At 69.8% G+C, this 18,357-nt stretch carries 19 protein-coding genes; 15 read left to right on the forward strand and 4 right to left on the reverse strand.

The genetic code is table 11. The features are described 5' to 3' along the window. Positions 1-133 precede the first annotated feature (133 nt). The 4 genes from ACFQU4_RS27085 to ACFQU4_RS27100 all read left to right on the forward strand — a co-directional run bounded on the left by ACFQU4_RS27085 (position 134) and on the right by ACFQU4_RS27100 (position 4,404). On the forward strand, positions 134-1,021 hold the full coding sequence (locus ACFQU4_RS27085; RefSeq protein WP_377498448.1) for a branched-chain amino acid ABC transporter permease: 888 nt from the start codon (positions 134-136) through the stop codon (positions 1,019-1,021). Beyond that, a complete protein-coding gene (locus tag ACFQU4_RS27090) occupies positions 1,018-2,748 on the forward strand; it encodes a branched-chain amino acid ABC transporter permease (protein WP_377498048.1) in 1,731 nt (576 codons plus the stop codon). The genes ACFQU4_RS27085 and ACFQU4_RS27090 overlap by 4 nt, the downstream gene beginning before the upstream one ends. A 122-nt stretch (positions 2,749-2,870) precedes the next feature. Continuing rightward, complete coding sequence (locus ACFQU4_RS27095) at positions 2,871-3,704, forward strand: ABC transporter ATP-binding protein (RefSeq protein WP_377498451.1); 834 nt, start codon at positions 2,871-2,873, stop codon at positions 3,702-3,704. After that, positions 3,697-4,404: an ABC transporter ATP-binding protein gene (locus tag ACFQU4_RS27100; protein WP_377498050.1), complete on the forward strand. Its 708-nt coding sequence runs from the start codon at positions 3,697-3,699 to the stop codon at positions 4,402-4,404. The genes ACFQU4_RS27095 and ACFQU4_RS27100 overlap by 8 nt, the downstream gene beginning before the upstream one ends. 409 nt (positions 4,405-4,813) lie before the next feature. Here the strand turns inward: ACFQU4_RS27100 and ACFQU4_RS27105 are convergent, their stop codons facing one another. Next, positions 4,814-5,839, reverse strand: a complete 1,026-nt coding sequence (locus tag ACFQU4_RS27105; protein ID WP_377498052.1) for a DsbA family protein — start codon at positions 5,837-5,839, stop codon at positions 4,814-4,816. A 39-nt stretch (positions 5,840-5,878) separates the two neighbouring features. On the opposite strand from ACFQU4_RS27105, the gene ACFQU4_RS27110 reads away from it, so the two are divergent. Further along, positions 5,879-6,427 (forward strand): TetR/AcrR family transcriptional regulator, encoded by a 549-nt coding sequence (locus tag ACFQU4_RS27110; RefSeq protein WP_377498054.1) that lies wholly within the window; start codon positions 5,879-5,881, stop codon positions 6,425-6,427. Here ACFQU4_RS27110 and ACFQU4_RS27115 read toward each other — a convergent pair. The 3 genes from ACFQU4_RS27115 to ACFQU4_RS27125 form a co-directional block, all read right to left on the reverse strand. After that, positions 6,424-6,891, reverse strand: a complete 468-nt coding sequence (locus ACFQU4_RS27115) for a hypothetical protein (protein WP_377498056.1) — start codon at positions 6,889-6,891, stop codon at positions 6,424-6,426. The genes ACFQU4_RS27110 and ACFQU4_RS27115 overlap by 4 nt on opposite strands. Beyond that, entirely contained in the window at positions 6,888-8,303 is a 1,416-nt protein-coding gene (locus ACFQU4_RS27120; RefSeq protein WP_377498059.1) for a hypothetical protein, read from the reverse strand. Before ACFQU4_RS27120 ends, ACFQU4_RS27115 begins: the two co-directional genes overlap by 4 nt. A gap of 150 nt (positions 8,304-8,453) precedes the next feature. Then, positions 8,454-8,978, reverse strand: a complete 525-nt coding sequence (locus ACFQU4_RS27125) for a hypothetical protein (RefSeq protein WP_377498061.1) — start codon at positions 8,976-8,978, stop codon at positions 8,454-8,456. Between the two features lie 92 nt (positions 8,979-9,070). Between ACFQU4_RS27125 and ACFQU4_RS27130 the strand changes: the two genes are divergently transcribed. The 10 genes from ACFQU4_RS27130 (at position 9,071) to ACFQU4_RS27175 (ending at position 18,308) form a co-directional block, all read left to right on the forward strand. Then, positions 9,071-9,718: a prepilin peptidase gene (locus ACFQU4_RS27130; RefSeq protein WP_377498063.1), complete on the forward strand. Its 648-nt coding sequence runs from the start codon at positions 9,071-9,073 to the stop codon at positions 9,716-9,718. A gap of 129 nt (positions 9,719-9,847) precedes the next feature. Next, entirely contained in the window at positions 9,848-10,645 is a 798-nt protein-coding gene (locus ACFQU4_RS27135; protein WP_377498065.1) for a hypothetical protein, read from the forward strand. After that, positions 10,642-11,367 carry a Flp pilus assembly protein CpaB gene (gene cpaB, locus ACFQU4_RS27140; RefSeq protein ID WP_377498067.1) on the forward strand — a complete coding sequence of 242 codons (726 nt, stop codon included), beginning with the start codon at positions 10,642-10,644 and terminating at the stop codon, positions 11,365-11,367. The genes ACFQU4_RS27135 and cpaB overlap by 4 nt, the downstream gene beginning before the upstream one ends. Next, positions 11,364-12,995 carry a CpaE family protein gene (locus ACFQU4_RS27145; protein WP_377498069.1) on the forward strand — a complete coding sequence of 544 codons (1,632 nt, stop codon included), beginning with the start codon at positions 11,364-11,366 and terminating at the stop codon, positions 12,993-12,995. Before cpaB ends, ACFQU4_RS27145 begins: the two co-directional genes overlap by 4 nt. Further along, the gene (locus ACFQU4_RS27150; RefSeq protein WP_377498072.1) at positions 12,992-13,327 is read left to right on the forward strand and encodes a TadE/TadG family type IV pilus assembly protein; all 336 of its coding nucleotides are present in this window, start codon (positions 12,992-12,994) and stop codon (positions 13,325-13,327) included. The genes ACFQU4_RS27145 and ACFQU4_RS27150 overlap by 4 nt, the downstream gene beginning before the upstream one ends. Then, positions 13,324-14,643 carry a CpaF family protein gene (locus ACFQU4_RS27155; protein ID WP_377498074.1) on the forward strand — a complete coding sequence of 440 codons (1,320 nt, stop codon included), beginning with the start codon at positions 13,324-13,326 and terminating at the stop codon, positions 14,641-14,643. The genes ACFQU4_RS27150 and ACFQU4_RS27155 overlap by 4 nt, the downstream gene beginning before the upstream one ends. Continuing rightward, positions 14,640-15,566, forward strand: coding sequence for a type II secretion system F family protein (locus ACFQU4_RS27160; protein WP_377498076.1), 927 nt, complete (start codon positions 14,640-14,642; stop codon positions 15,564-15,566). The genes ACFQU4_RS27155 and ACFQU4_RS27160 overlap by 4 nt, the downstream gene beginning before the upstream one ends. Continuing rightward, positions 15,563-16,471 carry a type II secretion system F family protein gene (locus ACFQU4_RS27165; RefSeq protein ID WP_377498078.1) on the forward strand — a complete coding sequence of 303 codons (909 nt, stop codon included), beginning with the start codon at positions 15,563-15,565 and terminating at the stop codon, positions 16,469-16,471. Before ACFQU4_RS27160 ends, ACFQU4_RS27165 begins: the two co-directional genes overlap by 4 nt. Continuing rightward, the gene (locus tag ACFQU4_RS27170) at positions 16,468-17,670 is read left to right on the forward strand and encodes a sensor histidine kinase (RefSeq protein ID WP_377498081.1); all 1,203 of its coding nucleotides are present in this window, start codon (positions 16,468-16,470) and stop codon (positions 17,668-17,670) included. The genes ACFQU4_RS27165 and ACFQU4_RS27170 overlap by 4 nt, the downstream gene beginning before the upstream one ends. Next, positions 17,646-18,308: a response regulator gene (locus ACFQU4_RS27175; RefSeq protein ID WP_377498083.1), complete on the forward strand. Its 663-nt coding sequence runs from the start codon at positions 17,646-17,648 to the stop codon at positions 18,306-18,308. The genes ACFQU4_RS27170 and ACFQU4_RS27175 overlap by 25 nt, the downstream gene beginning before the upstream one ends. The last annotated feature ends 49 nt before the right edge of the window (positions 18,309-18,357 follow it).

Below are 18,357 nucleotides of genomic sequence, written 5' to 3' on the forward strand. Positions count from 1 at the left end.
TGTCCTTGCGCGGAGCGGAACGGGGGTCAAGGGGGTCGTCCCCCTTGCTGATCAAGGTGCGGGAAGTGGATGAGAGGAGCTTGGCCTCGTGGTGCTACTTCAGCAGCTGATCGACGGACTGTCGCTCGGTGCGATGTACGCCCTGATCGCGGTCGGCTACACGGTGGTGTACGGCATCGTGCAGTTGATCAACTTCGCGCACGGTGAGATCTTCATGCTCGGCGGGTTCGGCGCGGTGGCCGTGTGGCTGCTGTCGCCGGGGCGGCCGGTGGCACTGTGGATCTTCCCGCTGATGCTGATCGGGGGCATCGCCGTCGCGGTGGCGGTGGCGTTGTTGATGGAGAGATTCGCGTACCGGCCACTGCGCAACGCACCGAGACTGGCGCCGTTCATCACGGCGATCGGCGTCTCGATCGTGCTGCAGGAGGCGGTCCGGCTCTTCTACGACCGGATCCCGGGATTCCCCAGCGCCAAGGCTGCCGTGGTGTTCCCGCAGCTCGACCTGGTCAGCGGCTCGGCGATCCCGCTGGGTCCCGGCCTGAGCATCCAGCGCGGTGCCGTCTTCACCCTGCTCGCGCTGGTCCTCTGCACCGTCCTGCTCTACCTATTCGTGAACCGGAGCCGGCTCGGCCGGGCCATGCAGGCCGCGTCGCAGGACCCGGACACCGCGCGGCTGATGGGGATCAACGTCGACCGGATCATCATGCTGGCGTTCGGTGTCGGCGCGGCGCTGGCCGCGGTCGCCGGGCTGGCGTACGGACTGCGTTACACCCAGGTGCAGTTCAACATGGGCTTCCTGGCCGGGCTGAAGGCGTTCACCGCCGCGGTGCTCGGCGGCATCGGCAACATCTACGGCGCCGTGGTCGGCGGGCTGGTGCTCGGCGTGGCCGAGGCGCTGGCGACCGCGCTGCCGTTCAGCGGTTCGGCCTGGAAGGACGTCTGGGCCTTCGTCTTGTTGATCTTGGTGCTGGTGTTCCGGCCGCAGGGTCTGCTCGGCGCCCGGGTGGTTGATCGCGCATGAGCTTCCTGACCAGGCTGGGCCTGCCACAGTTGATCACCCCGGAACGGATCCGGCGCTCCGAACCGTTCGCCTGGATCATCGCCCTGATCGGCGGCGCGCTGATCGTGATCGCGCCGTTCCTGCCGTGGGCGTACGACGACGCCGCGCTGGACGACATGTCGGTGGCGTTCTACCCGTCCGTGCTGCAGTTCCTGGCGATGGCGCTCGGCCTGGTGATCGTCGCCGGAACCCTGCTGGACCGGTTGCTGCCGCCGAAGCGGCTCAGCCTGGCGCCGGGCTGGCGCCGAGGCGCCCGCGCGGCCGCGTCCGGGGCGTTGGTCTACCTCGCGCTGATCATGATCACCATTGCGCTGGAGCTCGGTGGCTTGATCAACATCGAACCGGGCGGTTGGCTGGCCCTGGCCGGCGCGCTGATCGCCTTCGCCGGAACTCGGCTGATCGCCCCCGCACCGGAGCCGCTCTTCGGCCAGTTCGACGCGTCGGCCGTGGTGGAGATCGTCGCGGTCGCGGTGCTCATGGGTGCGGCGTTCTTCGCGGTGGTGTTCGCCCTCGACTTCGATGACGGCGGCGGGTTCGTCTGCTTCGTCGCGTTCGTCGGTGTCGCGGCCGCGGTGCTGTTCCGGGCGGGCGTGATGTCCTGGTACTCCGGCATCGCCGCCCGGCGCCGGCCGGTGCTGGTGACCGCGGCGATCCTGGCGGCGATCCTGTTCCCGTTCACCCAGGGCAGCTCGGACGCCAACCTCTCGATCGCCACCCAGGTGATCATCTTCGCCATGACGGCCCTGGGGCTGAACATCGTGGTCGGCCTGGCCGGCCTGCTCGACCTCGGCTACATCGCGTTCCTCGGTTCGGGCGCCTACGTGGCGGCGATGCTGTCCGAGTCGGCGTTCGCGACGATCGACTTCCATCCTCCGTTCCCGCTGGTGATGTTGATCAGCGGCTGCGTCAGCGCGACCCTCGGCCTGATCATCGGTTCGCCGACGCTGCGGGTCTCCGGCGACTACCTGGCGATCGTGACGCTCGCGTTCGGCGAGATCTTCCGGATCGCCATGCTCAATCTGGACGGCACCTCCGGCCCGGATCTGACCCACGGCCCGAACGGCATCCCCGCGATCCCGGACCTCGATCCGTTGGGGTATGACTTCGGCAACCCGCCGCCGCTGTTCGGCGTGCTGGTGCTGCCCCGCTTCGCCAACTACTACTTCCTGCTGCTGCTCATCCTGTTGTTCGTGGTGCTGATCGTGATCCGACTGAACAACAGCCGGATCGGGCGCGGCTGGATCGCCATCCGGGAGGACGAGAAGGCGGCCGAGGCGATGGGCGTGAACACCTTCGGGCTGAAGCTGTTCGCCTTCGCCGGCGGCGCCTTCCTCGCTGGTCTGGCCGGCTCGGTCAAGGCCCATCACGACATCTCGATCAATCCCGGCCAGTACATGTTCCTCGAGTCGGCCTTCCTGCTCTCGGCGGTCGTCCTCGGTGGCATGGGCACCGTGGTCGGGGTCCTGGTCGGCGCGACCCTGCTGAAACTGGCGCCGGAGAAGCTGCGCGACTTCGCCGAGCTGCGGCTGCTGCTGTTCGGTGTCCTGCTCGTGGTGATGATGCGATTCCGGCCCGAGGGCCTGGTGCCGAACCGCCAGCGGCAGCTCGAGTTCCACGAGGACGACGAGGAACTGGCCGAGAAGCTCGACGAAGCCGAGACCGTACCGGCAGAGGGGGCGCGATCATGAGCACGTCGGAGCCGACCCCGCCGGCCAGGGGTCCGATGGACGCGGTCGGGGAGGTGGACCTCGCGCCGCAGCTGTACGGAGTCGACCCGGACCGGCCGGTCCTCGAGGCCCGCGACGTGTCGATGCGGTTCGGCGGCCTGGTCGCGGTCGACCACGTCAGCCTGCACGTCGGGCTCGGCGAGATCGTCGGGCTGATCGGCCCGAACGGCGCCGGCAAGACGACCTTCTTCAACTGCCTGACCGGTCTCTATCAGCCGACCTCCGGCCTGGTGACGTTCAACGGCACCGTGTTGCCGCCGAAGCCGCGCAAGGTGGTCCAGGCCGGCATGGCCCGTACCTTCCAGAACATCCGGCTGTTCGCCAACATGACGGCCCGGGAGAACGTCATGGTCGGGCGCTACTGCCGGACCAGCGCAGGCCCGCTCACCTCGATCCTCCGCGGCTTCAAGTACAAGCGTGAGGAGCGCGAGACCGAGCAGGTGGCGGACCAGCTGCTCGACTTCGTCGGGATCGCCGGGTCCCGGGACCACCTGGCCCGCAACCTCTCGTACGGCGATCAGCGGCGGCTCGAGATCGCCCGGGCGCTGGCCACCGAGCCGAAGGTGCTGCTGCTCGACGAGCCGACCGCCGGAATGAACCCGCAGGAGACCCGGCAGGCCGAAGAGCTGATCCGGCGGATCCGCGACCTCGGCCTGGCGGTCGTCGTGATCGAGCACGACATGCGCTTCATCTTCAACCTGTGCGACCGAGTGGTCTGCCTGGTCCAGGGCAAGGTCCTGGTGGAGGGCACGCCGGAGGTCGTCCAGTCCGATCCGCAGGTGATCGAGGCCTACATTGGCACCGGGCCGGCAGAGCCGGACGGAACGGGACCGGCGGAGCCGGCGGCTGCCGAGCCGGCACCGCGCCGGGCCGAACCGGACGGCACCGTCGGTGAAGGGGGGAGCCTCGATGCTTGAGGTGCGAGATCTGAAGGTCGCCTACGGCCGGGTCCGTGCGGTGAAGGGGATCAGCTTCAGCGTCGACGAGGGCCAGGTCGTCACGCTGATCGGGACCAACGGCGCCGGCAAGACGACGACGCTGCGGACGCTGTCCGGCCTGCTGCCGGTCGAGTCCGGCGAGATCCTGTTCGACGGGGTCCGGCTGGACGGGATGCCGGCGCACCAGATCGTCCGGCTGGGCGTCGCCCAGTCGCCCGAGGGCCGGCGGCTCTTCCCGCGGCTCTCGGTCGAGGAGAACCTGATGCTGGGCGCCTTCGCCCGGCGCGACCGGGCCGGGATCCAGCGCGACCTCGCCCGGGTGTATCAGCTGTTCGACGTCCTGGCCCAGCGCCGGCACCAGTCGGCCGGCCTGTTCTCCGGCGGCGAGCAGCAGATGCTGGCGATCGGCCGGGCCATGATGAGCAATCCGAAGCTGCTGATGCTCGACGAGCCCTCGATGGGGCTGTCGCCGATCATGATGCAGTTGATCATGACCACGATCGCCGAGCTGAAATCGGAGGGCGTCACCATCCTGTTGGTCGAGCAGAACGCCCAGGCCGCGCTCTCGCTCGCCGATTACGGGTACGTCCTCGAGGTCGGCAAGATCGTCCTGCACGACACCGGCGTCAACCTGCTGACCAACGAGAACGTCCGCAAGGCCTACCTCGGCGAGGACTGAACGCCCGAAAAAGACCCCGCCGACCGGGCACAAAAGCAGGCGTTCTGGCGGCGTGTCGCTGCTGAACTGCCCGGTCGATCGGCAGGCATCGTGCGACTCGGGTCAAATGCCCGTCCCCTGTTGCTGCGATGCGCAGCTGGGGTGGAGCCGTGGGCGCTACCGCCAGGACCGGACGAGTCTGGCCAGCCCGAAACCGGTCGACCGCGCAACCGCCGCCTCTGGTCAACCCTCGGTCTCTCGGCCGGTGCTGAGCTGCCCACGGATCTCGGTTGCGCGACCGGCCGCCCGCGAACGAGTCCCTGATCTGGACGTTCCGTTTCTCGATCCGCCGACCGGGCACAAGCGCAGCGACACGCCGACAGATCGCCTGCTTTTGTGCCCGGTCGGCGGTTCTTCAGTGGCCCCGGGTTCAGGGGAGGAGGTGTTTGGCCAGGGCGAGCTCGCGGTCGGCGGCGGGGTCGCCGAGGCGGCGCAGGGTGCGGCCGTAGAGCTCGCGGAGGTAGCCGTCGTCCGGGTGCTCGGCGACCAGCTCGGCCAGGGTGTCCCGGGCCGGGGCGAGGCTGGCCGAGGCGGCGCGGGCGCGGGCCAGCAGGGACCGGACGTTCGGGTCGTCCGGATGCTCCCGGCGCAGCGGTTCGACCAGATACAGGCTGCCGTGCGGGTCCTTCCGGTCCAGCAGCGCCTCGGCGAGCCGGAGCCGGCGAACCTCTTCCGGCGACCGGTCCGCCGCCGGGGCGGCCAGGATCGCGTCGGCGAGCAGCTCGGCCGACTGGGCCCCGGCGATCGCGGTCCGTCCGTTGATCACGAACGTGGGGGAGGTGTCGACCCCGATCGCGCGGCCGGTCAGCAACGCCTCCCTGGTCTCCCGTTCCACCGGGTCGTCCGGCGCGAAGCCGGGCTGCAGGTAGACCAGGCCGGCGTCGAGCTCGGCGGTGCCCGGCGGCACCGGCAGCCGGTACCGCTCGGCCAACGCCGTCAGCAGACCAAGATCATTGAGATCGCGGTGCTCGACGAAGTGCAGTCGATACAGCTCCTCCACCAGCTCGTCCTGTTCCTGCGGCCCGTGCGCGAGCGCGGCCGTGGCCAGCCGGTGTGCGGCCCAGCTGCTGGCCCGCCAGCGAGCGCCGAAGTCACCCTCGATGCCCTCCTGGGCGGCCGCGTCGCGGGCCCGCAGCCGGTTGTCTGTGGCGGAACCCGGGCCGCAACCGGCGAGCTCCTCGGCCAGTTCCGGTTGCTGCAGGATGCCGGCCATCGACTCCGACCATTGCGGCGCCGTCGGGTCGATCAGGTACGGCAGCCAGCGCACCTGGACCTCGAGCTCCGGTGCCGACCGGCGGACCTGGTCGAGGGCACGGGCCAGCCGCCGCTTGCCGATGTAGCCCCAGCCGCACAGGAAGTCGGCGTACCCGTCGATGATCAGGCGGTTATCCATCATGTGTTGGCTAACGTACGAATGACGGATAGCATTCCCGCTGTGGACGAGGACGATCGACGAGTCCGGCGGACCAGGGCCCAACTGCGCGCGGCGGCGTTGCGGCTCCTCGACGACGGAGCCGACCGGCTCACGATGGCGTCGATCGCCGCGGCCGCGGACGTGAACCGGAGTACGGTCCATCAGCACTATGCGAGCGTGGACGACCTGATCTGCGACGCACTGTCGGGCCGGATCGGCGAGATCGCCGGCGCGCTGACCGAATGCCCGTTCGCGGAGGACCGGTCCCGAGCGCCGCGCCAGCTGGTGGCCCTGTTCGCGGCCGTCGCCGACGCCGAACCCACGTTGGCGAAGCTCGGACCGAGCGCCGCGGCCCGGGTCCATGATCAACTCGCGGAGACGCTGTCCGAGGTGCTCGCGGTCCGGTTCCGGTCCGGCCAGCGCCCGCCGGGTTTCGACCGGGTCCGGCCCGACCTGCACGCCCGGTACGTCGCCGCCGGAGTGATCGCGCTGGCCCGGCACCGGGACCCGGCGGAAACCCCGGGCCGACTGGCCGGCCAGGCCTGGCGCCTGATCCGTGGCCCGGGCTAGCGTGCGGAGCCGGCCTTGAGTCGCCAGCACAGCCAGGCGACCAGTCCCTGACCGAACGCGGTCACGGCCACGCCGGGCACGACCTCGAGCGGTCCGGGTGCGTAGCCGCCCTGGAGCCGGACGACAGCGACGGTCATCACGGCCGCAGCGACTGCCGCGCCGAGGACGACCGCGAGGATTGCGCAGACCACCTGCTGGCGTCGCGGCGGTGTGGTGGCCAGACCGATCAGGATCCCGGCCAGGACCGCGGCGGCGCCTCGGACCAGGAGCCCACCGAACGAGAAGGCGAAGGAGCCGGTCGCCTGCGCGACGAGTCCGCCGATCATGGAGCCGGCCAACTGCCCGGGCACCGTCACCAGGAACATCCGGATCAGCACCCGGCGCAGGTCCGTCCGCTGCTGCGCCGGAGCGGCCGCCAGGTAGGGGTTCCGCTGCTGATCTTGGGGGATTGGGTTCGCACTCACTTGGCCACGCACTCCTTGAACTCGACGGGCTGGCGGAGTCCGTCCGGCCCGGCCTTGTCGAGGTAGTTCGCCTCGACCGAGCGGGAGTTCTCGGTCTCCAGGCTGAAGTCGACGCCGAAGGCGACCCCGAGCTTCACCTCGGCCGCGAAGCCGGTCTTGTCGATCACGTTGTCGTACTGGACATTGCTGACGGTCGCGTTCGTGTACATGAGGTTCTGCAGCGTGTCGTTCGGGACCAGCCGATCCGGCAGCGCCGTCTCCGGCGAGACGATGCCGCCCTGCGCGAGCCAGCCGTCGACGACCGCGCGCTGCTTGTCGTCGGTGACCTTGAGGGTGGTCGTGGTGACCGTGGCGTCGGTCGACCCGTTCTCGTCCTTGCCGGCCCCGCCCAGCTTCTCCTGGCCGGTCTTGACCGAGGTGGAGGCTCCGCCCTTCCGGGTGGTGGTGATCACCACCCTGATGATCTTGCCGTCCTTGTTCCGGGTGATCGCCAGGCTGGAGCCGAGCAGGCCGTCCAGCTTCTTGCCGTACGGGCCGACGGCCGCCTCACCCTCCCCGTACACCTCGCCGTTCGTGGTCCAGGTCGTGTCACCGGTCTTGTTGTCGGTGAGTTGGGTCCAGGTGTCGCTGGTGCCGAACTTGATCCCCGCCTTGGCGAGTTCGAGATTCGGGATCTCGGTCTTGTTCTCGTCGCCGCTCGGCGTCTTGTCCTTGTTGGAGTCCCAGGGCAGGTCGATGCCGACGCTGCCGGTCACGTTCCGGTCCACCTTGACGTTGCTGACCGTCTGGTCCGGCGGCTTCGGCGGCGGGGTGGCGCCCTTGATCGCCAGATAGATCGCGTAGCCGCCGTAGGTGTCGTGTTTGAGCGACAGCTGCTCGGCCAGGTAGGTGTTCAGCTGCTCCTTCATCGCCTTCGCCTCATCGGCGTTCTTGAAGACCCACGTGCTGCCGTAGTCGAATTCGACGCCGGCCCCGAAGTCGACCTTGGCACCGGCCTCGAGCTTGCCGACATCGAGCTTGGCGCCGACCCCGCCGGTGACGCCGATGCTGCCGCCGTCGGTCGCGGTGTAGGTCACCCTGCCGTCGCTGTACGTGGTCTCGATGAAGCCGGCGTTCTCGCCGATCTTGATGAACGCGATCTTGATCTCGGAGTTCACCTTCTCCGACTTCCGGGTGACGGTGCAGCGCTCCGGCTTGGGATCGAAGCCCGGGTCGGGAGTGGTGCCCGGTGGCGACACGACGCAGGTCGTGCCGAACGCGTTGACCAGGTCGCAGATCACGTCCTGGACCCAGGCGTCGACCTTCTGCGCCGTCAGGGATCCGGCGACCATGATCACCATCGCGGCGGCCAGGGCCAGTGCGCCGACGTACTCCAGCCCGGCCACACCTGCCTCGCGTCGACTGCTGCGCATCGCTCCGCCTGCCGTTCCTGGATCCGTTCCGTCGACGGTACGAAGTGCGAACCGCTCCGGTCATGGGCCCTCGGACCCACTCCCGGGCCCAAGATCACCCGGGCCCAAGATCACCCGGGACCAAGATCACCGGTCACTCTGATCACCGGGTCACCCGGTGACCGCCTGCAGCTTCATGGATTCGACGAGCCGCTCCGTCAGGGTGGGGTCGTCCTCGGCCGTCAGCAGCGAGACCGCGACCGACTGCGGGTACGGCCAGTGCGCCGCGACGATCCACACACCGGTGAGCGTCCGGTCGCCGTCGGTCACTGTGTACCGGGTCAACTGCGCAGTCGTCGCGCCCTCGACCTCGACCTCCCGGGACTCCACCACGCTGAAGCCGGACAGGCCGACCTGAGCCTGGCCGACCAGGGTCCCCATACCCTGGGCCGCCGTCGCGTACGAGCCGAAGTCGCCGGACAGCTGGAGCTGGTCGGTATCGTCCGGAGCCGCGCGGAATCCCTTGCTCCACGGCGATTCGACGGGCTGTTCGGTGTCCCAGCCGGTCGGCCGGTCGACGCTCAGCCGATCGACGGTCTCGGTGACGTAGCCGTCGCCGGAGTCGGTCGTGCAGCCGCCTAGCATGATCAGAACCAAGATCAGGACGAGTACATGATCAACTGCGCGCGGCGACATGAGTCCTCCTCCGCCGAGGGATGGCTGCCTCCGGACACGCTACAGTCACGACCGGGCAGTGCCGAAGACGTCTGCGGCGAAGGAGGTTGGCGGTGACGCTCTGGATCGCTCTCGGGGTCGCCGCCGTGTTCGGGGTGGTGGCCGCACTGTGGCTGCGGACCCGACGTCACCGTCGCGACGACGACGAGGTCCGGCGGACGATCAACCCGTGGCTGGTCCCGGTGCTGGCCGTGGCCGGCGTCGGTCTGGCCGCCCTGATCTGGCACCAGCCGCCGGCCGTCGCGATCACGTTTGCGGTGGCCTGGGTGTGGGCACTGACGTTGGGCCTGATCGATCTCGAGGTGCGGCGACTGCCGGACCTGCTGACGCTGCCCGGCTATCCGGTGTTCGCCGCAGCGCTCACGGTCTGCTCGGCGCTGACCGGCTCCTGGTGGAACCTGGCCGTGGCCGGCCTCGCGGCCGCGATCGCCCTGGTGGTCTTCTTCCTGCTGGCGTACTTCGCGCCCGGCGGTGACGGTCTCGGGTTCGGCGACGTCAAGCTCGCCGGCGTCCTCGGCGGCCTGCTCGGCTGGCTGTCGCCGACCACGGCGGCGCTCGGGCTGCTCAGCGGATTCGTGCTCGGCGGCCTTGTGGCTGCCTTCCTGTTGCTGTTCCGGAAGGCCGACCGGCGCTCCCACCTGTCGTTCGGGCCGGCGATGATCGCCGGCGCGTACCTGTGGGCCGTGCTGCCGCCGCTCTGAAAACAAGCACTCCCGGGGACCCGGTTTCCCACTAGGCTGACGCCAGAACGTGGGAAATCTGGTCGGTAGCCGGGCGGGAGGCGCGGAGTCGCGTCGACCGCCCCCCGTGTGGGCACCAGGGAGAGCGCGATGCTGATTGCGGTTCCGGGGTCGTCCGACTTGGGCGGCGTGCTGGGAGTCGGTCCGGCCGATCCGGACGCCTTGCTGCGGGCGATCAGGGACCGGTTCGGCCCGTTCCGTCACCGGCACGTTCTGGTGCTCAGCCCGGAGCATCTCGCCGTCGCCGCCCGGGAGCAGGCCCATGTCGTGATCGCCGCCGACCCTGCGGCCCGGATCTGCGTCCTGCCGCTGCGGCACCACGCGCTGACGCTGTCCCTGATCGGCCGCGCGGTGCTGGCCGCCGAGCTGCGCCCGGGAGGCTGGTCGGACCCCGGCGAATCCGTACATCTGGTGCGCAGCATCGCCGCCCACAGCCGCAGCCTGGTCTGGCACCCGCGCCTCGGTTCGTTGGCCGAGCCCAGCCCGACAGTGGGCGAGCGGGCCATCGGGCTGTTGCCGTCCCGCAGCTACTTCTACGAGCTCGGGTCGTCCGGCCTGGTGCCGGTCGGGGCCGGCCCGGTCCCGTCCGACCCGTCCGGCTGGCACGTCGCTGGACCGCCGCCGAGTCCGCTGCAGTCGGCCCTCCCGGGCGTCGTGCTCGAGCCGGTCGACTACAGTCCCGCCGGATATCGACCCTATGCGGGACGAAGATCTGTCGAGGTGACGCACCTCGCGTCGCCGTACTTCCGCCCCTGGTCCGGGCCGAAGTGCCCGAACTGTTCGGCCAGCCTGGTCGGTGCGCTCTGCGCGTTCTGCGGGTGCGGGCCGGCGACCGAGGAGCGGCTCGATGAGGTCTCTCCGGCGAGGCAGGAAGGGATCCGGATATGAACCCGAGACAGCGGCGGGGGCTGCTGCTGATGATCTTGTCCGTGGCCGTCGCGGTGCTGGTCTTCGTCGGCGTCTCCAACTATCTGACCGAGGTCAACAAGCAGGTCGGCCCGATGGTCACGATCTACCAGGTGAAGCAGGACCTGCCGGCCTTCAGCACCCTGTCCGCGGAGAACATCGAGCCGGTCGAAGTTCCGGCGAAGTGGGCCGCGGACAACACGGTGCTCAAGGTGCAGGACATCGACGGCCGGGTCACCGCGGTTCCGCTCTCGGCCGGGGCGGCTGTGAGCACCGATCTGCTGGTGCCGGCGAGCAACCTCAATCCGGACGAGCGCGAGATCGCGGTCAATGTCGACGCTGTGACCGGCCTTGCCGGCCGAATCCGCCCGGGCGACCTGGTGGACGTCTACGTCGTGTTCTCCAGCGTGCCCGGACTGCCGAAGCAGGCCCGGATCCTGGTGCAGAACGTCCGCGTGGTGTCCGTGGCGGGGCAGCAGCAGGTCCAGACACCGGACCGGGAGGCGCTGCAGACTGTCATCCCGGTGACCCTGGCGCTGCGGACCGAGTCGGCGCTGGCCGTCACCTACGCCAACTCGTTCGCGCAGGAGGTACGGCTGGTCGGGTTGCCGCCGGGGGTGGCGCAGGACCGCAGCAAGGAGCCGCGCTCCTTCGACGCCGGTGCCCTCGGCGGCAGGGCGCAGCCGGAAGGCGGTGACCGGTGAACCGCGCGGTGGTGGCGATCGCCGATCAGGTGATCGTCCAGGAGCTCCGGTCCCGGCTGGACCAGAGCGAGCACGACATCGACGTGGTGTTCGTGGCGGAGTCGACCCAGGAGACTCTTTCGGCGGTGCTCCGGCACCGGCCGAGCATCCTCTTCGTCCATGATCAACTCGGGCCGGCGTCGGTCGTCCCGATGGTCAGAGAGCTGACCCTGCGGCACCCGGGACTGGCGGTGCTCGTCGTCACTTCCAACCCGAGTGTCGAGTCCTACCGGTTGGCCATGGACGCCGATGCGAAGGGAGTGCTGGACTATCCGTTCGGGCTCGAAGAAGTTGATCATCGTCTGGCCTCGGTGATCGAATGGGGCGCCACGATGGCGCAGGCGCTGGCCGGGAGCCAGGCGCAGGAGGCGGGCCCCGGTGGGGCAGGCGGCCGGGTGATCGCTGTGGCCGGTGCCAAGGGTGGGCTGGGTACGACGATCATCGCCACTCACCTGGCCTGGGACGTGGTCCGGCAGGCGCGCGGGATGCGGGTCTGCCTGGTCGACCTCGATGTCGAGAAGGGTGATGTGCCCAGCTATCTCGACGTCAGCCACCGGGTGTCGGTCGCCGACCTGGCCAAGATCAGCGAGGATCTCACCTCCCGCGCGGTCGCGGACACCGTCGTCGTGCACAGCAGCGGCCTGCACCTGCTGCTCGCGCCGACCGAGATCAGGGAGACCGAGGTGATCACCCCGGCCGCGGTACGCCAGATCGTGGCCCAGCTGCGCCGGCTCTACCAACTGGTGATCATCGACACCGGTTCGTCGGTCACCGCCACCCAGGCCGCCGCCGTCGAGTCCTCCGACCAGACATTGCAGATCGTCTCGGCCGACGTGCCGGCCCTGCGATCGGCCCGCCGTCAGGTGGTCTTCTGGGAATCGCTCGGCGTGGTCAATCCGGATGACGTCCGGGTCGTCGTCAACCGGTTCCAGCGGCGTGGCGAGATCCAGCAGGACACCATCGACATGCTGATTCTCGGAGAGCGGTCCGAGGTGCTGATCCCGGACCTGGAGCGGGGGCTGGAACGCGCCGGCAACAGCCGTACCCCGAGCGAGGTCCGTAACGGCGTCTGGTGGAAGAGCCTGCGGCGGATCGGCCAGGAACTGCGGGTGATGAGCCAGTTCCATCCGGACCGACCGGTCAACGGCAACGGTCGGCCGCCGCAGGACATCCTGTCGCAGCCCGATCTCGCGACCGGGCCGGCCACCAGTCCGGTGGCTGCTCCCGGCGCCGTACCGGCCGCGGTGCGGCGGCAGCCGGAGTCGGGGCAGATCGCGCTCGAGAACGTGCTGCTGATTCCGGTCGCGCTGCTCCTGCTGATCTTCTGCCTGCAACTGGCGCTGTTCGGGCTCGGCTTCGTCTCGGCCGGTTCCGCCGCCGATGCGGCGGCCCGGGCGGCCTCCATCGGGGCGGATCCGGAGGCCGCCGCGCTGGCCGCGGTGCCGGAGCAACTGGCCGGCGGGATCGGCGTCGAGCAGGAGGGCAACCAGGTCACGGTCCGGTTCACGTCGCCGCTGCTGTTCCTCGACGGGGTGACCCGGACCGCCACGATGGCCGTCGATCACCGGATCGTCGAGGAGCCCCGATGATCACCCGCCGGCGGATGGCCGAGCGCGGTACGGCCAGCATCGAGCTGGTCGCCATCGTGCCGATGGTGATGATCATCGTCGTGGCCGTCGTCCAGGTGCTGTCGTCGGCGTTCACCGTACAGGCCGCGTCGCAGGCCGCTCGGGACGGCGCTCGCGCCTTCTCACTGGGCCGGTCGCCGGAAGCGGCCGTCCAGGCCAGTCTGCCCGGCACCGTACGGCTGATCGAGGTGACCCGGGTCGGCCCGCGGCACGGTGTCCGGGTCACCGTCCAGGGCCCGGCCTATCTGGTGATCGGTGAACGTACGGTGACGCGGGAGGTGATCATGCCGTGAGGAATTCGTTCTCGTCCGGCTTCTCGGGCCCAGCCGCGGCCGCCACCCGGGAGATCGAGGCGGACGACCTGCAGGTGCGACGGTTCAAGCAGATCCTGCTGGACGAGATCGACCTGCAGGAACTGGCCAACCTGCCGGCGGAGGAGCGCCGGGCCCGGCTGGAGCGGGTGCTGGCTCACCTGATCTCCCGCGAGGGAGTGATCCTGTCCAGCCGGGAGCGGGCGATCCTGATCCGTCGGGTCGTGGACGAGTCGATCGGGCTCGGCGTCCTGGAACCGCTGCTGGTGGATCCGACGATCTCCGAGATCATGATCAACGGTCACGAGACCGTCTACGTCGAGCGGTTCGGCCGGCTGGAGCGGATCCCGTCCGGGTTCACCTCCGAAGATCAACTTCTGCAGACGATCGACCGGATCGTCTCCTCGGTGAACCGTCGCGTCGACGAATCCAGCCCAATGGTCGATGCCCGGCTGCCGGCTGACGCCCGGATCCCACGCGGCGCCCGGGTCAACGTCGTCCTGCCGCCGCTGTCCCTGAGCGGCCCGGTCGTGACGATCCGCTTGTTCCCCCGCGCGTACGGACTGACCGAACTGCTGGAACGCGGGACGCTGGACCAGCCCTCCGCCGACCTGCTGTCCGCCTGCGTCCGGGCCCGGCAGAACATCATCGTCTCCGGCGGTACGGCCTCGGGCAAGACCACCCTGCTGAACGCGCTGTCGCAGTTCGTCCCGGACCGGGAGCGGATCGTCACCGTGGAGGACGCGGCGGAGCTGACGCTGAACCAGGAACACGTGATCCGGCTGGAGACCCGGCCGGCCAACGTCGACGGGCGCGGTGAGGTCAGCGTCCGCGAACTGGTCCGGAACAGCCTGCGGATGCGGCCCGACCGGATCATCGTCGGCGAGGTCCGCGGCGGCGAGGCGCTGGACATGCTGCAGGCCATGAACACTGGCCACGAGGGATCGCTGGCCACTGTGCACGCCAACTCGGCCGACGACGCCCTGTCCCGGATCGAGACGCTCGCCACGATGAGCGACGTCGAGGTGCCGTTCCTGGCCATCCGCGACCAGGTCAACAACGCGATCCATCTGATCGTCCAGCTCTCCCGGCACTCCGACGGGACCCGCCGGATCGTGGAGATGGCCTACGTCGTGTCGGCACGCCGGGAGGAATACCTGCTGCAGCCGGTGATGGGCTGGGACCCGATCGACCGGCGCTTCGTCCACCACCCGTTGCCGGACCGGCTGACCCGGGGCCTCGCCCAGGCAGGAGTTCCGGTGCCCGGCAGTTGGCCGATCCCCGGGGTGAGCCCATGATCATCCTGATCTACCTCGGGCTGGCCCTGTTCGTCGTCCTGCTGGTGGCCGGCACCGCCCAGTTCCTGGTCAACTCGACCGACCAGCGGCGGCTCGTCTCGGCCACGCTGGTGGCCGGGGTCGGTCAGGACGAGAGCCGGACCCGGTTCCAGCGCTGGGACCGGGCGTTCGTGGAGACCCGGCTGGGCCGGTTCCTGGAGCGGGACCTGCTGCTCGCCGGCATCCGACAGCCGCCGTTGGTGATCTTCGCCGGGATCGTCGCCCTGACGATCGTGGTCCCGCTGCTGTTGGCCCGCTTCCTGGCCCCGGCGCTGGGTCTGGTCGGGCTGATCGCCGGCTACGTCATCTTCCGCCTCTGGGTCGTCCGGGCCCGCGACCGCCGACGGGAGAAGTTCGTCCAGCAGATTCCCGAGCTGGCCCGGGTGCTGTCGAACGCGACCAACGCCGGCCTCAGCATCGTGACGTCCTGGCTGGTGGCCGAGGAGGAGATGGCCGAGCCGGCGAAGTCGGAGATCCGCAGGCTGAACGCGGCGGTCCGGTTCGGCGCATCACTGGAGGACGCGATGCTGCAACTGAACGACCGGCTGCCGTCCCGGGAGGTACGGATCCTGATGTCGACGCTGGTCGTCAGCGCGCGCTCGGGCGGTTCGTTGGTCACCGCACTGCGCGAGATCTCCCGGACCCTGGACGACCGGAAGGAGGTCCGCCGAGAGGTGCGGACCACGCTCGCCCAGGCCCGCAGCACCAGCGTCATGGTCACCGGGCTCGGCGTGCTGATGCTGTTCATGCTCAACGCGATCCAGCCCGGCACCGTTGAGCGGATGACCCAGAACGTGTTCGGCGTGGCGGCGCTGGTGGCCGCCTTCGGACTGTTCGGTCTAGGCCAGTTCATCGTCTATCGGATGACCAGGATCGAGCGATGATCTCGCCCTTCTGGCCCGCGCTGGCCGCGACCGGCGCGCTGCTGCTGTTCCTGATCAGCTTCCGGATGATGCGGGGCCGGGTGGCCGACTACCTCGACGCCTCCGACCTGATCCTGCTCCGGGACGAACGGCGCCGCGAGTCCACCCGGCGGGCGCCACCGTTGGAGCGGCTGGCCGGTCGGTTCGTGCCGCGGCTGCGCCGGCTGCTCGGCCCGGGGGTGGTGCAGACGCTGCAGCGCCAGATCGACCAGGCCGGGCGGCCGGCCGGCGTCTCCGTGGATGGGCTGCTCCGGCGGATGCTGATCTGGGTGCTGCTGCTCATGCCGGCCGGGATCCTGCTGGTGATCGGAGGCCAGCTGATCGGTCTGGTACTGCTCCCGGTGGTGGCGGTCCTGATGCCGCTGATGCCGATCGCGGCGCGGGCGCGACGGCGCCGCGAGTCGATCGAGCGGGACCTGCCCGACTTCCTGGACATCCTCGCGGTGACGGTCAGTGCCGGCATGTCCTTCCGTGCGGCGCTGGCCCGGGTGACCGAACACTTCTCCGGCGCGATCTCGGACGAGATCCGGCTCACCCTGGGTCAGCTGTCGCACGGGGCGAGCGTGCGGGTGGCCTTCACCGGCATGGCGAGCCGGGTCGGCACCCCGTCCGTCCGGAGCTTCGTCACCGCTTTCCTGCAGGCCGAGGAACTCGGTGCGCCGCTGGCGGAGACCCTGAACCAGATCGCCGTCGACATGCGCAGGGAGAGTGCCCAGGCGATGCGCCGGCGGGCGGCCCAGACGGCGCCGCGGGTCACCCTCGTCACCTCCCTGATCCTGGTGCCGGCCTGCCTGATCCTGGTCATCGTCGGGCTGGTGATCGGCGCCGACGTCGACTTCGCGAGACTCTTCGGGGGCCTGGGATGACCACGGTCGGGCTCTCCAGCGGCCTCGTCCCGACCCGGGACCAACTGCTCGAGGAACCGCAGTTCGTGCTGCTGGTGCGCTGGGTCTTCACCGGCCGGCTGGTCTTCCTGGCCCTGGCCGCCCCGGCCGGCTTCCTGACCAGTTCGGCCACCCTGGTCGGCGGGATCACGCTGATCCTGTTGACCGCCAGCAGCCTGTTGCTCAGCCGCAGCGACCGGGTGATGCGCTACCTGTTACTGCACCCACTGCTCGCGTCCCTCGACGTCGCCCTGACCGTTCTGTTGCTGATCAGCCTCGACACCGAGCAGCCAGCTGCACTGGCCGTCGTCTGTACCGCCCTGGCGACCGGGCTCCTGTTCCCGACCCGGATCCTGGTCGTACTGGTGATCCCGCTCGCCTTCGGCGCCATCGGCTCGCCGAGCCTCGTCGCGCCGACGGACGGCTGGCAGGAGTGGCTGCGACGGCTGACCGGCATCCCGGCCCTGGTCGTCGGAGTCTGCCTGGTCGGGGCCGTGGTCCGCCGCTATGCGGAGCGGATGCTCGAGGCCCGGCAGCAGGTGAGCGAAGCCGTCGCCGCGGTCGGGGCCGCGGAGGAACGAGCCCGGTTGGCCCGGGACATGCACGACTCCGTCGGCAAGACGTTGTACGGGATCTCGCTCAGCGCCAAGGCGCTGACGCGGTCCATCGACACCGACACCGCGGTCGCCCGTGAGGTGGCCGGCTCGCTCTCCGAGGCCGCCGAGACCGCCGCCGCGGAGGCTCGCGCGCTGCTGGTCGCGTTGCGCTCCGGCAAGACCGATCGACCGACGATCGAGGTGCTCCGCGACGTCGTCGACCGGTGGCAGGCCGAGTCCGGGGTCCCGGTCGTCCTGAATTCGGTGCAGGCCGTCGACGCCGATCCGCGGGTGACCGAACAGATGGAGCGGGCCTTGGGCGAGATGCTGCACAACATCGCCAAGCATGCGGCGGCCGGCCGGGTGGACGTCATCCTGCGCGGCGACGCCGAGACGATCGAACTCGAAGTGAGCGATGACGGCCGGGGCTTCGACACCACGGCCGTCGCGGGTGCCGAGGAAGACGGGCATTTCGGCCTGCGCGGGTTGCGGGAACGGGCCGAGAGTGTCGGCGGAGTTTTCGAGGTGGAGTCGACCAGAGGAGAGGGGGCGACGTACCGATGGACAGCACGACGTCAGCCGTAGCAGGAGCCGGTCCCGAGGTGATCACGGTCGGCATCGCCGACGACAACGCCGTGGTGCGTGCCGGCATCAGGGGGCTGCTGGCCACGACCACGGACATCCAGGTGGTCGGCGAAGCCGGCGACGGTGCCGCCGCGGTGGCGCTCGCCAAGGCCAAACGTCCCCGGGTGATGCTGCTCGACGTCCGGATGCCCCGGCAGGACGGCGTCACAGCGGCCGCCGAGATCGCCCAGCTCACGAACGTCCTGATGCTGACCTACTCGGAGGCACCCGACGTGATCTCGGCTGCGGTCCGGGCCGGCGCACGGGGCTACCTGGTACACGGCCATTTCGGCGACACCGAACTGATCCAGGCGGTACGGATGATCGCCGGCGGCATCGGTACGTTCTCGGCCCAGACCCTGGCAGCACTGTCCAACCCGGCTCCGTCCCTGGCCGAGCTGGCCACCCGGTTCGGGCTCTCCGAGCGGGAGGCCGAGGTGATGGACCTGATCGCCAAGGGTTCGGCGAACACCGACATCGCCCACGGCCTCTTCATCTCCGAGAAGACGGTCAAGAACCACATCAACCGGATCTTCGCCAAGCTCCAGGCGAACAACCGAGGGCACGCGATCTCGCTCTGGCTCGCGGGATCGTCGTGAGGTCGGGATCGGTTCCGCCGTCAGGCGGGCCGGGCCCCGTAGGCTTGAC

It is taken from the genome of Microlunatus sp. GCM10028923, assembly GCF_042666975.1.
GTDB lineage: Bacteria > Actinomycetota > Actinomycetes > Propionibacteriales > Propionibacteriaceae > Microlunatus.